This window comes from Streptomyces sp. NPDC014656, from assembly GCF_043084305.1.
Taxonomy (GTDB): domain Bacteria; phylum Actinomycetota; class Actinomycetes; order Streptomycetales; family Streptomycetaceae; genus Streptomyces.
In genome coordinates this window covers 432,196-445,088 of record NZ_JBIBZN010000002.1, presented here as the reverse complement: position 1 = coordinate 445,088, position 12,893 = coordinate 432,196, and the positions used below count along the sequence as shown (strand labels likewise).

At 68.7% G+C, this 12,893-nt stretch carries 8 protein-coding genes; all 8 read left to right on the top strand.

What is annotated here, in order from left to right; all coding sequences use genetic code 11:
* The first annotated feature begins 94 nt into the window (after positions 1 to 94).
* The 8 genes from ACF1ED_RS05845 (at position 95) to ACF1ED_RS05810 (ending at position 12,815) form a co-directional block, all read left to right on the top strand.
* Positions 95 to 2,491 (top strand): ABC transporter family substrate-binding protein, encoded by a 2,397-nt coding sequence (locus tag ACF1ED_RS05845; RefSeq protein WP_391757130.1) that lies wholly within the window; start codon positions 95 to 97, stop codon positions 2,489 to 2,491.
* A 275-nt stretch (positions 2,492 to 2,766) separates the two neighbouring features.
* The gene (gene typA, locus ACF1ED_RS05840; RefSeq protein ID WP_391757129.1) at positions 2,767 to 4,668 is read left to right on the top strand and encodes a translational GTPase TypA; all 1,902 of its coding nucleotides are present in this window, start codon (positions 2,767 to 2,769) and stop codon (positions 4,666 to 4,668) included.
* Between the two features lie 503 nt (positions 4,669 to 5,171).
* Positions 5,172 to 6,812, top strand: a complete 1,641-nt coding sequence (locus tag ACF1ED_RS05835; protein WP_391757128.1) for an ABC transporter substrate-binding protein — start codon at positions 5,172 to 5,174, stop codon at positions 6,810 to 6,812.
* Positions 6,813 to 6,985: 173 nt separating this feature from the next.
* Complete coding sequence (locus ACF1ED_RS05830) at positions 6,986 to 7,918, top strand: ABC transporter permease (RefSeq protein WP_391757523.1); 933 nt, start codon at positions 6,986 to 6,988, stop codon at positions 7,916 to 7,918.
* The gene (locus ACF1ED_RS05825; RefSeq protein ID WP_391757127.1) at positions 7,911 to 8,858 is read left to right on the top strand and encodes an ABC transporter permease; all 948 of its coding nucleotides are present in this window, start codon (positions 7,911 to 7,913) and stop codon (positions 8,856 to 8,858) included. Before ACF1ED_RS05830 ends, ACF1ED_RS05825 begins: the two co-directional genes overlap by 8 nt.
* 14 nt (positions 8,859 to 8,872) lie before the next feature.
* Positions 8,873 to 9,931 (top strand): ABC transporter ATP-binding protein, encoded by a 1,059-nt coding sequence (locus ACF1ED_RS05820; RefSeq protein WP_391757126.1) that lies wholly within the window; start codon positions 8,873 to 8,875, stop codon positions 9,929 to 9,931.
* Positions 9,924 to 11,012, top strand: a complete 1,089-nt coding sequence (locus ACF1ED_RS05815) for an ABC transporter ATP-binding protein (protein WP_391757125.1) — start codon at positions 9,924 to 9,926, stop codon at positions 11,010 to 11,012. Before ACF1ED_RS05820 ends, ACF1ED_RS05815 begins: the two co-directional genes overlap by 8 nt.
* A gap of 174 nt (positions 11,013 to 11,186) precedes the next feature.
* Entirely contained in the window at positions 11,187 to 12,815 is a 1,629-nt protein-coding gene (locus ACF1ED_RS05810; protein WP_391757124.1) for an ABC transporter substrate-binding protein, read from the top strand.
* Positions 12,816 to 12,893: the final 78 nt, after the last annotated feature.

Genomic DNA, 12,893 nt, shown 5'->3' with positions numbered 1-12,893 from the left:
CGGCGGGGCCGCGTCCGCAGGGTGCCGTTCAGTGGGATGACCAAGAGATCTGATCATCTCCAAATGGCATAAAACGGACGAAGGGGTAAAAGTCATGTCCCAGGTCGGCGCCCCCCAGGGGAGGACATGGGCCGGTTCGTCCAGGAGCCCCCGCTCCCGAACACTCCGCTCCGTCGCCACCCTCACCAGCGCGGTCCTCGCCGTCACCGTCCTCGCCGGATGCAGCTCCGACGGCGACGCCGACGCCTCCCCGGCCGCGGCCCAGGACAACGCGCCCACCGCGCGCGGCCTGGTCGACGACGGCGGCACCCTGCGGTGGGCGGTGGACGCCCTGCCCGCCACCTTCAACGCCTTCCAGGCCGACGCCGACGCCGCCACCAGTCGCGTCGCGGGCGCCGTGCTGCCCGCCCTGCACACCCTGGACGAGCGCGGCAGGCCCCGGCTCAACCCCGACTACCTGGAGACCGCGGAGGTCGTCGAGACCGAGCCCCGCCAGGTCGTCCTCTACAAGCTCAACCAGCAGGCCGTGTGGAGCGACGGGCGCGAGATCGGCGCCGCCGACTTCGTCGCCCAGTGGCGGGCCCTCAGCGGCCGCGACACCGCCTACTGGACGGCCCGCAACGCCGGCTACGAGCGGATCGAGAAGATCGAGAAGGGCCGGAACGACCTGGAGGTGCGGGTCACCTTCGCCAAGCCCTACGCCGACTGGCGCTCCCTCTTCACCCCGCTCTACCCGAAGCAGGTGATGGGCTCCCCGAACTCCTTCAACGACGGGGCCCGCACCACCCTCAAGGTCACCGCGGGACCGTTCCTGCTGGGCGGAGTGGACCGCAAGACCGGCGACCTCTCCCTCACCCGCAACCCCCGCTGGTGGGGGAAGCCCGCCAAGCTCGACAGCCTCGTGCTGCGCGCCGTCCCGCGCGCCGACCGGGAGGCCGCCCTGGCCGGCGGGAAGCTCGACCTGGCCGAGATCGACCGCTCCACCGCCGAGCGCATCGCCCTCGCCCTCAAGGACGCCGACGCCGGCCGCAGCGGCGCCCAGGCCGCCCAGCTGCACGGCCCCGGCTCCGCCATCACCCCCGGCAAGGCCCTCGGCTCCTGGGCGCTCGCCCACGGCGCGGACGAGGAGCTGGCCGCCGAGGTCAAGGCCGCCCGCGCCGAGAACAAGGCCGCCGCCGCCCGCTACGCCGCGGCCCAGGACACCCTCGCCGGCTACGTCGTCCGCAAGTCCCTGGAGCCCGCCTACACCCAGCTCTCCCTCAACGGCGAGTCCGGCCCGCTCGCCGACGAACGGGTCCGCCGCGCGGTCGCCCGCGCCATCGACCGCAGGGAACTGGCCGAATCCGTGCTCAAGCCGCTCGGACTCCCCGCCGACCCGCCCGGCAGCCACCTCGCCCTGGCGGGCCAGGCCGCCTACGCCGACAGCAGCGACGCGCTGGGCGACCAGGACACCAAGGAGGCCCGCGCCCTCCTCGCCGACGCCGGCTGGGTCCCCGGCGGGGCCCAGAAGAAGCCCGCCGGCACCAAGGCCGGCTCCGAGGCCGAGAAGAAGGCGGAGACCGAGAAGGAGGCGAAGGCGGCGAAGGAGGCCGACTCCAAGCAGGAGGCCGCCTCCGGGAAGAGGGCCGGACAGGGCGACACCGCCTCCGACGACGGCCTCTACATCGTCGGCGACGACAAGCCCGGCGAGCTGCCCGCCGCCCCCCGGATCGGCCCCGGCGGCCCCGAGACCGGCACCCGGGTCCTCGCCCCGGCCCCCGCGGCGGCCCGCCAGAGCGCCGCCCTGCTGGCCCGCGCCGAGGCCCTCGACACCGGCGCCCGCGCCGCGGCCGGGCCCGGGAACGCCAAGCCGGACAAGGGCGTGGCCGGCGCCTACGCGCCCCTGGGCAGCGCCGCCCCGGCCGCCGTCCCCGCCGCCCCCCGGGCCCTCGGCAAGGACGGCAAGGCCCTCAGCCTCCGCTTCGTCCTGCCCTCGGGCCCCGGCTCGGAGACGCTGCGGGCGGTCGGCGACCGGATCGTCCGGATGCTCGACGCCGTCGGGATCCGCACCGAGGTCACCAAGGTCTCCGACGAGAGCTTCTTCAAGGACCACATCGCCTCGGGCGACTACGACCTGGCCCTCTACTCCTGGCCGGCCTCCGCCTTCCCGGCGACCGACGCCCGGCCGATCTTCGCCAAGCCCGAGCCCGCCTCGGACGGCTCCCTGCTGGTCGAGCAGAACTACTCGCGGGTCGGCACGGACCGGATCGACCAGCTCTTCGACCAGGCCGCCGGCACCCTCGACGAGGAGGAGGCGGGCGATCTGATCCGCCAGGCCGACGCCCGGATCTGGGCCGCGGCCGGCTCCATCCCGCTGTACCAGCGCCCCCAGCTGGTCGCCGCCCGGCAGGACGTGGTGAACGCCGGCGCCTGGGGCTTCGCCGCCCCCCGTTACCAGGACATCGGTTTCAAGAAGAGCGAAACGACCAAGGGTAGCCCGTCGAACGGCTGAAACCACAGGTCACAACCTCAGAAGCAGCTCAAGTTCCTTGCCCGCCGGTGACCCCGGCGGGCAGGATCGCGTCGGCCCCTTGACCCGGACCGCATGATCTTCTCCACCCCCTGGGACCCACCCCGAAACGTCCCAGTAGACCCTCTCGGATCGATCCGGGGAAGCCCCTTGCGCGGCAGCCCCGTACCATGGGACATAGCCGTGGCGCGTCCGCCCGGCGGGCGTAAGAGGAACTGACGCCGATTCCCACGATCCGAGAGAAGCGCAAGCCACCCATGCCCACGCGCCACGACATCCGTAACGTCGCCATCGTCGCCCACGTCGACCACGGCAAGACGACCATCGTCGACGCCATGCTCAAGCAGGCCGGTGCCTTCGCCGCCCACCAGCAGCTCGACGACCGCATGATGGACTCGAACGACCTGGAGCGTGAGAAGGGCATCACGATCCTCGCCAAGAACACGGCGGTGAAGTACCACCCCAAGGACGGCGGGGCCCCGATCACGATCAACATCATCGACACCCCCGGCCACGCCGACTTCGGCGGCGAGGTCGAGCGCGGTCTGTCGATGGTGGACGCGGTCGTCCTCCTGGTGGACGCCTCCGAGGGTCCGCTCCCGCAGACCCGCTTCGTCCTGCGCAAGGCCCTCCAGCAGCGCAAGCCGGTCATCCTCTGCATCAACAAGACGGACCGCCCGGACTCCCGGATCGACGAGGTCGTCAACGAGACCTACGACCTCTTCCTCGACCTGGACGCCGACGAGGACCAGATCGAGTTCCCGATCGTCTACGCCTGCGGCCGCGACGGCATCGCCTCGCTGACCAAGCCGGAGGACGGCACGGTCCCGCAGGACTCCGAGAACCTGGAGCCGTTCTTCTCCACGATCCTGGAGCACGTCCCGGCCCCGGCGTACGACGAGGAGGCCCCGCTCCAGGCCCACGTCACCAACCTGGACGCCGACAACTTCCTCGGCCGCATCGCGCTGCTCCGCGTCGAGCAGGGCGAGCTGCGCAAGGGCCAGACGGTCGCGTGGATCAAGCGGGACGGCACGATCTCCAACGTCCGCATCACCGAGCTGATGATGACCGAGGCGCTCACCCGCAAGCCCGCCGAGGTCGCCGGCCCCGGTGACATCTGCGCCGTCGCCGGCATCCCCGACATCATGATCGGCGAGACCCTGGCCGACCCGGAGAACCCGATCGCGCTGCCGCTGATCACGGTCGACCAGCCGGCCATCTCCATGACCATCGGCACCAACACCTCGCCGCTCGTCGGCCGCGGCGGCACCGGCAAGGGCGCCGAGGCCAAGTCGGCGGTCAAGGACCGCAAGGTCACCGCCCGCCAGGTCAAGGACCGTCTGGACCGCGAGCTCATCGGCAACGTCTCGCTCCGCGTCCTGGAGACCGAGCGTCCGGACGCCTGGGAGGTCCAGGGCCGTGGTGAGCTCGCGCTCGCCATCCTGGTCGAGCAGATGCGCCGCGAGGGCTTCGAGCTCACCATCGGCAAGCCCCAGGTCGTCACCAAGGAGGTCGACGGCAAGATCCACGAGCCCGTCGAGCGCCTCACGGTCGACGTGCCCGAGGAGCACATGGGCGCCGTCACCCAGCTCATGGGCGTCCGCAAGGGCCGCATGGACAACATGTCGAACCACGGCTCCGGCTGGGTCCGCATGGAGTTCGTCGTCCCGTCCCGCGGCCTGATCGGCTTCCGTACGGAGTTCCTCACCAACACCCGCGGCACCGGCATCGCCCACTCGATCCACGAGGGCCACGAGCCGTGGTTCGGCCAGCTCCAGACCCGTAACAACGGCTCCCTGGTCGCCGACCGCGCCGGCGCGGTCACCGCCTTCGCGATGACCAACCTCCAGGAGCGCGGCGTCCTGTTCACCGACCCCGGCACCGAGGTGTACGAGGGCATGATCGTCGGCGAGAACTCGCGCTCCGACGACATGGACGTGAACATCACCAAGGAGAAGAAGCTCACGAACATGCGGTCCTCGTCGGCCGACTCGTTCGAGGCGATCGTCCCGCCGCGCAAGCTCTCCCTGGAGCAGTCCCTGGAGTTCTGCCGCGACGACGAGTGCGTCGAGGTGACCCCGGAGGCCGTCCGCATCCGCAAGGTCGTCCTGGACCAGAAGGAGCGCAGCCGCTCCGCCTCGCGCGCCAAGAACGCCTGACGCGCCGAGAACGCCCGACGCGCGGGGAGACCTGACGCGCCGTCGCCCGCCGCACCGCTTCCGGTGCGGCGGGCGACGCCGTTCCGGCCCGGAACGGCTGAGCCGCATCTCACACGAAGGGCCTGGCCACTCGCACAATGTGCGAGTGGCCAGGCCGTTTTCGTCAAACGCATTGCTTCGACCGTGTGTCCGGATTCCGGTCATCGCTCTCCGGTACGTGTGTTAACGGTCCGTTTCGCGGGTGTCTGTCTGTGCTCACTTTGTCCGGATTTCGGTATCTGGGCCCTAGGTGATGTTGTCAAAACGAGACCACTTAAGTGTGGTTTACAGCCCGGACGTACTTAATAGTTGGCTCCATTGAGCTCGGGTCAATGGGTCACGCACTGTGGGGAGTGCCGACTCACGAGCACACTCGGGGTACCGGGGGATCAACGCCGTCAGGGGTGTCGGCAGGTCTCGAAGTGCCCTTCTTGATGACAAGTGGACTCATGAGGAGGAAACCCATGCGCGGTGCCAAGAGCGCCAAGTGGGTAGCGGGCGCGATCATCGTCGCCCTGGCTGCGACCGCCTGTGGCGGGGGCAATGGCGACAAGGGCGACAGCGCCGGTGGCAAGGTCGACCCGAACGGCATCTTCTCCGTCGAGCTGGGTGAGCCGGAGAAGCCGCTGCTCACCGGCGACACGATGGAGTCGAACGGCTCCGCGGTCATGGCCGGCCTGTTCTCGACCCTGGTCGACTACAAGGCCGACGGCTCGCTCGAGATGATCAACGCCGAGTCGGTCACCAGCACCGACTCGAAGCTGTGGACCGTCAAGCTCAAGAAGGGCTGGACCTTCCACGACGGCACCCCGGTGACCGCCAAGTCCTACGTGGACGCGTGGAACTGGAACGCCAACATCGAGAACGCCCAGGGCCTCGCGTCCTGGTTCGCGGACATCAAGGGCTTCGAGAAGGTCCACCCCGAGGAGGAGGGCGCCAAGCCGACCTCCAAGACCCTCGACGGCCTGAAGGTCGTCGACGAGACCACCCTCACCATCGAGCTCGCGAAGCCGGTTCCGTACTTCGCCCACAAGCTCGCCTACATCGTCTTCGCCCCGCTCCCGGAGTCCTTCTACAAGGACCCCGAGGCCGGCGGCCAGAAGCCGGTCGGCAACGGTCCCTACAAGTTCAAGAGCTGGGACCACAAGAAGCAGATCGAGATCGTCCGTTACGACGACTACAAGGGCCCGAACAAGGCGAAGAACGGTGGTGTGACGTTCAAGAACTACACCACCCTCGAGGCCGCGTACGAGGACCTGAAGTCGGGCAACGTCGACGTCCTGCGCCAGATCGCCCCGAAGGACCTCCCGGTCTACCGTCAGGACCTCGGCGACCGCGCCGTGGACCAGGCGTACTCCGCGATCCAGACCATCGCCATCGCCTTCTACGCCGACCAGTGGAAGAAGCCGAAGGCCGTCGACCCGCGCGTCCTGCAGGGTCTGTCCATGGCGATCGACCGGGCCACCATCACCAAGACGGTGCTCAACGGCACCCGTGAGCCCGCCACCGGCTGGGTCGCCAAGGGCGTCCTCGGCTACCAGCCGAACGCGGTCGAGATCACCAAGTTCGACCCCGCCAAGGCCAAGGAGCTCATCAAGGCCGGCGGCGGCGTCCCGAACAACAAGATCTCCATCCAGTACAACGCCGACGGTGGCCACAAGGAGTGGGTGGAGGCCGTCTGCAACTCCATCACCCAGGCCACGTCCGTCGAGTGCGTCGGCGACGGCAAGCCGGACTTCCAGGCGGACCTGACGGCCCGCAAGGAGAAGCAGGTCAAGTCCCTGTACCGCTCCGGCTGGGTGCTCGACTACCCGGTGAACGCCAACTTCATCTCGGACCTGTTCCGCACGGGTGCGGGCGGCAACCAGGGCGACTTCTCCAACAAGGAGCTGGACGCCAAGATCGCCAAGGCCGACTCCGCCGCGACTCTCGAGGAGTCCGTCAAGGAGTACCAGGCGATCGAGAAGGACCTGGTGAACTACATGCCGTCCATCCCGCTCTGGTACTACAAGGTCAACGCGGGCTACTCGGAGAGCGTCTCCGGCGTGGCGTACGGCCAGGACGGCGACCCGATCCTGACCGGCGTCGAGGTCAAGCAGAAGTAATCACCCAAGCGTAGTCCGCACGCCGTCACGGGACTGACGGGTCGTCAGTCCCGTGCACGGTGTCTTACGCAGTGGCTGGGGGGCCCTTCCACGGCATCGCGCTGTCCGAATCCGGACAGTCCTGTCGCGGGAGGGCCCGTCGGCTGCGGCCGTCACATTTCAACGGAGGCATGATGGGGCGCTATGTCGCACGACGACTGCTCCAGATGATCCCGGTTTTCCTCGGGACAACCGCTCTGATCTTCTTTCTGGTCTACAGCCTGCCCGGCGACCCCGTGCTGGGGCTGTTCGGCGACAAGGGGGCCGACCCGGCGACCCTGGCCGCCAAGAGACATGAACTCGGCCTGGACCGTCACATCCTGGTCCAGTACGCCGACTACATGTGGGGCATCATCGGTCACCTGGACTTCGGTACCCAGATCCGCAACGGCCGGCCGGTCACCGAAGTGCTGGGCGACGCCTTCCCCGTCACCATCCAGCTGGCGGCCCTGGCCTTCGCGTTCGAGCTCGTCTTCGGCATCGGCCTCGGCATCATCGCCGGCCTCCGTGCCGGGCGCCTCGCCGACAACGCGATCCTGATCTTCACCCTGCTGATCATCTCGATCCCGGTGTTCGTGCTCGGCTTCCTCATCAAGGTGGTGTTCGCCTTCCAGCTCGGCTGGATCCAGCCGAACGTGAGCAAGGACCAGCTGCTCTCGGAGATGATCGCCCCCGCCATCGTCCTCGGTGGCCTCTCGCTCGCCTATGTGGCGCGGCTCACCCGCACCTCGATGGCCGAGAACCTGCGCGCCGACTACATGCGCACGGCCATCGCCAAGGGCCTGCCGAAGCGGCGCGTCATCGGTGTCCACCTGATGCGCAACTCGATGATCCCCGTGGTCACCTTCCTCGGCACCGACATCGGCGCCCTCATGGGCGGTGCGGTCGTCACCGAAGGCCTCTTCAACGTCAAGGGCGTCGGTGGTCTGATCTACGAGTCGATCACCCGCCGCGAGGGCTCCACCCTGGTCGGTCTCGTCACCGTCCTCGTGGTCGTCTACCTCGTCACCAGCCTGCTCATCGACCTGCTGTACGCGGTCCTGGACCCGAGGATCCGGTATGCCTGACGTGACCAAGACCGCTGACGCGGCCGTCGTCGCCACCCCCTCGGTGGACGCTCCCGCGCCCCAGGCCAAGCCGGAGAAGCCCCGCTCCCTGTGGGGCGACGCCTGGCGTGACCTGCGCCGCAACCCGTACTTCCTCGTGTCGTCGGTGCTGATCTTCTTCCTGCTGCTCATCGCGGCGTTCCCGACGCTCTTCACCAGCGCCTCGCCCACCGCGGGCGACCTCGTGAACCACTACGTCGGCAAGCCGGAGCTCAGCAAGATCGGCTCCGAGGGCTGGCTCGGCTACGACATCCAGGGCCGTTCCGTCTACGCCCGCCTGATCTACGGCACCCGTGCCTCGGTCATCGTCGGCATCCTCGTCACCGCGATCGTCACCTTCCTCGGTGGCCTCGTGGGCATGCTCGCCGGCTACTTCGGCGGCTGGATCGACGCGCTCCTCTCCCGGGTCACCGACATCTTCTTCGGCATCCCGTTCCTGCTCGGCGCCATGGTCGTCCTGCAGGCCTTCACCGAGCGCACCATCCTGGTCGTCGTCGGAGCGCTCGCGTTCCTCGGCTGGACGCAGATGGCCCGCGTCATGCGCGGCGCCGTGATCACGGTCAAGCAGGCCGACTACGTGCACGCGGCCAAGGCGCTCGGCGCCGGCACCACGCGGATCCTGTTCCGGCACATCCTGCCGAACGCCATGGCTCCCGTGATCGTCGTCGCCACCATCGCGCTCGGCGGCTACATCTCCGCCGAGGCGACCCTGTCCTACCTCGGTCTCGGCTTCGCCGCCCCGACCGTTTCGTGGGGCCTCGACATCTCCGCCGGTGTTCAGGCGATCCGTACGTCGCAGCACATCCTGCTGTACCCGTCGATCATGCTGAGCCTCACCGTCCTGGCGTTCATCATGCTCGGCGAAGCCGTTCGCAACGCCCTCGACCCCAAGCTGCGCTGAGGAGGGCGTACAACGTGAGCACTATCGACAAGACCGCGAGCGTCCCGGCGCCGCGCGAGAGCGCCGAGCACAACGGGCCGCTGCTCGAAGTCAAGAACCTGCACGTCGAGTTCCACACCCGTGACGGTGTGGCCAAGGCGGTCAACGGCGTCAACTACTCGGTGAACGCCGGCGAGACCCTCGCCGTCCTCGGCGAGTCCGGCTCCGGCAAGTCCGTCACCGCCCAGGCCATCATGGGCATCCTCGACATGCCGCCCGGCAAGATCCCGCAGGGCGAGATCCTGTTCCGCGGCGAGGACATGCTCAAGATGGCGGACGAGGACCGCCGGAAGATCCGCGGCCGCAAGATCGCGATGATCTTCCAGGACGCGCTCTCCTCGCTGAACCCGGTCCTGACCGTCGGCTACCAGCTCGGCGAGATGTTCCGCGTCCACCAGGGCATGTCCAAGAAGGACGCCAAGCTCAAGGCCATCGAGCTGATGGACAAGGTCAAGATCCCCGCCGCCAAGGCGCGGGTCGGCGACTACCCCCACCAGTTCTCCGGCGGCATGCGCCAGCGCATCATGATCGCCATGGCGCTCGCCCTGGAGCCCGACCTGATCATCGCCGACGAGCCGACCACGGCCCTCGACGTGACGGTCCAGGCCCAGGTCATGGACCTGCTCGCGGAGCTCCAGCGCGAGTACAACATGGGCCTGATCCTGATCACCCACGACCTCGGCGTCGTCGCCGACGTCGCGGACAAGATCGCCGTCATGTACGCCGGCCGCATCGTCGAGCAGGCGCCCGTGCACGAGCTGTACGCCCGCCCGGCCCACCCGTACACCCGGGGTCTGCTCGACTCGATCCCGCGCCTGGACCAGAAGGGCCAGGAGCTGTACGCGATCAAGGGCCTGCCGCCGAACCTGCTCAAGGTCCCGACGGGCTGCGCCTTCAACCCGCGCTGCCCCAAGGCGGACGACATCTGCCGCACGGAGATCCCGGCCCTGGTGCCGGTCACCGAGCAGGACGGCGCGGATCTGCCGGGCCGCAAGAGCGCCTGCCACTTCTGGAAGGAGACGATCCATGGCTGACCTCAGCAAGAACGACGAGGCCGTGGCCGCCGCCCTGGACGTCCCCGTCCAGCGGGGGGAGCCGATCCTCCAGGTGCGCAACCTGCAGAAGCACTTCCCGCTGACGCAGGGCATCCTCTTCAAGAAGCAGGTCGGCGCGGTCAAGGCCGTGGACGGGGTCTCCTTCGACCTCTACCAGGGCGAGACCCTCGGCATCGTGGGCGAGTCCGGCTGCGGCAAGTCCACGGTCGCCAAGCTCCTGATGAACCTGGAGCGGGCCACCGCGGGCGAGGTCTTCTACAAGGGCCAGGACATCACCAAGCTGTCCGGCCGCGCGCTGAAGGCCGTCCGCCGGAACATCCAGATGGTGTTCCAGGACCCGTACACCTCGCTGAACCCGCGCATGACGGTCGGCGACATCATCGGCGAGACCTTCGACATCCACCCCGAGGTGGCCCCGAAGGGCGACCGGCGCCGCAAGGTGCAGGAGCTCCTCGACGTCGTCGGTCTGAACCCGGAGTACATCAACCGGTACCCGCACCAGTTCTCCGGCGGTCAGCGCCAGCGCATCGGCATCGCCCGCGGCCTCGCGCTCAACCCGGAGATCATCATCTGCGACGAGCCGGTCTCGGCCCTGGACGTCTCCGTCCAGGCGCAGGTCATCAACCTGATGGAGAAGCTCCAGGACGAGTTCAACCTGTCCTACATCTTCATCGCGCACGACCTGTCGATCGTCCGGCACATCTCGGACCGCGTGGGCGTCATGTACCTCGGCAAGCTCGCCGAGATCGGTACGGACTCGGAGATCTACGACCACCCCACGCACCCGTACACCCAGGCGCTGCTCTCCGCGGTGCCGGTGCCGGACCCGCAGGCGCGCGCCAACCGCGACCGGATCATCCTCACGGGCGACGTGCCCTCGCCGGCGAACCCGCCGTCGGGCTGCCGCTTCCGCACCCGGTGCTGGAAGGCCCAGGAGAAGTGCTCCACCGAGATGCCGGTCCTGGCGATCCCGGAGCGCTTCCGCGGCCAGGACACCCTGGCGGCCCACGAGTCGGCGTGCCACTTCGCCGAGGAGCGGGACGTCATCCACGCGAGCTGACCGGCCGTGACGGCTCGAAGGACCAGGGCCCCCCGCACCCCCGCCGGGTGCGGGGGGCCCTTTCCGCGTCGCCGGCCCCTCCCGCACCCTCCTGGACGCCGTAAAAGTGCACTGCCGTCAATATCGGGTGATATTGGGCCCTAAGTCACGCTTAGGACAATCGGGAGGCACTCCATGCGCGGAGCCACGCACGCCAAGTGGGCCGCACTGGCCACCGCCGTCGCCCTCGCGGCGACCGCCTGCGGCGGCGGTGACGACAGCGGCGGCGGCGGGGGGGCCGACGGCATCGTGAGCTCCTCCTGGGGCGACCCGCAGAACCCGCTGGAGCCGGCGAACACCAACGAGGTCCAGGGCGGCAAGGTCCTCGACATGATCTTCCGCGGGCTCAAGCGGTACGACCCGAAGACCGGCGAGGCCAAGAACATGCTGGCCGAGAAGATCGAGACGACCGACTCGACCAACTTCACCATCACCGTCAAGGACGGCTGGACCTTCTCCAACGGCGAGAAGGTCACCGCCCAGTCCTTCGTCGACGCCTGGAACTACGGCGCCGCCCTGAAGAACAACCAGAAGAACGCCTACTTCTTCGGCTACATCGAGGGCTACGACAAGGTCCACCCCGAGAAGGGCGAGGCCACCGCCGACACGATGTCCGGCCTCAAGGTCACCGGCCCGCAGACCTTCACGGTGAAGCTCACCCAGAAGTTCTCGACCTTCCCCGACACCCTCGGCTACGCGGCCTTCGCCCCGCTCCCGAAGGCCTTCTTCGACGACCGGGACGCCTGGCTGTCGAAGCCCGTCGGCAACGGCCCGTACACCGTCGACTCGTACTCCAAGGGCTCCCAGATGGAGCTCAAGCGCTGGGACGACTACCCCGGTGACGACAAGGCCCAGAACGGCGGCATCACCCTCAAGGTCTACACGGACAACAACACCGCGTACACCGACCTGATCGCCGGCAACCTCGACCTCGTCGACGACGTCCCCGCCGCCCAGCTCAAGAACGTCTCCGCCGACCTCGGCGACCGGTACATCAACACCCCGGCCGGCATCATCCAGACCCTCTCCTTCCCGTTCTACGACGAGGCGTGGAACAAGCCGGGCCAGGAGAAGCTCCGCCAGGGCCTGTCGATGGCCATCGACCGCGAGCAGATCACCGAGACGATCTTCCAGAAGACCCGCACGCCCGCCGTCGACTGGACCTCTCCGGTCCTCGGCGAGGACGGCGGCTTCAAGGACGTCTGCGGCGACTTCTGCAAGTACGACGCCGCCGGGGCGAAGAAGCTGGTCGCCGAGGGCGGCGGCATCCCCGGCGGCACGATGAAGATCTCGTACAACGCCGACACCGGCTCCCACAAGGAGTGGGTGGACGCCGTCTGCAACTCCATCAACCGGGCCCTCGGCGACAACAAGGCCTGCGTCGGCAACCCCATCGGCACCTTCGCCGACTACCGCAACCAGGTCACCACCCAGAAGCTCGACGGCCCCTTCCGGGCCGGCTGGCAGATGGACTACCCGCTGATCCAGAACTTCCTGCAGCCGCTGTACTACACCAACGCCTCGTCCAACGACGGCAAGTACACCAGCGCCGAGTTCGACAAGCTGGTGGACCAGGCCAACGCCGAGACCGACATCCCCAAGGCCGTCGGGCTCTTCCAGCAGGCGGAGGAGGTCCTCCGCGACGACATGGGCGCCATCCCGCTCTGGTACCAGAACGGCAGCGCGGGCTACTCCGACCGGGTCGAGAACGTCGCCCTCAACCCGTTCAGCGTCCCCGTCTACGACGAGATCAAGGTCAAGTGACGTCGTCGTAGGCCGGTGGCGCACGGCCCGGCACGCGGACCCCCGCGCCGGGCCGTACGCCTTCCCCCTCCCTGGAGG

What these genes read in the sequence shown, in the direction of transcription:
- ACF1ED_RS05845 (WP_391757130.1), top strand. Translation starts at nt 95, where the DNA reads ATGTCCCAGGTCGGCGCCCCCCAGGGGAGGACATGGGCCGGTTCGTCC.
- typA (WP_391757129.1), top strand. Translation starts at nt 2,767, where the DNA reads ATGCCCACGCGCCACGACATCCGTAACGTCGCCATCGTCGCCCACGTC.
- ACF1ED_RS05835 (WP_391757128.1), top strand. Translation starts at nt 5,172, where the DNA reads ATGCGCGGTGCCAAGAGCGCCAAGTGGGTAGCGGGCGCGATCATCGTC.
- ACF1ED_RS05830 (WP_391757523.1), top strand. Translation starts at nt 6,986, where the DNA reads ATGGGGCGCTATGTCGCACGACGACTGCTCCAGATGATCCCGGTTTTC.
- ACF1ED_RS05825 (WP_391757127.1), top strand. Translation starts at nt 7,911, where the DNA reads ATGCCTGACGTGACCAAGACCGCTGACGCGGCCGTCGTCGCCACCCCC.
- ACF1ED_RS05815 (WP_391757125.1), top strand. Translation starts at nt 9,924, where the DNA reads ATGGCTGACCTCAGCAAGAACGACGAGGCCGTGGCCGCCGCCCTGGAC.
- ACF1ED_RS05810 (WP_391757124.1), top strand. Translation starts at nt 11,187, where the DNA reads ATGCGCGGAGCCACGCACGCCAAGTGGGCCGCACTGGCCACCGCCGTC.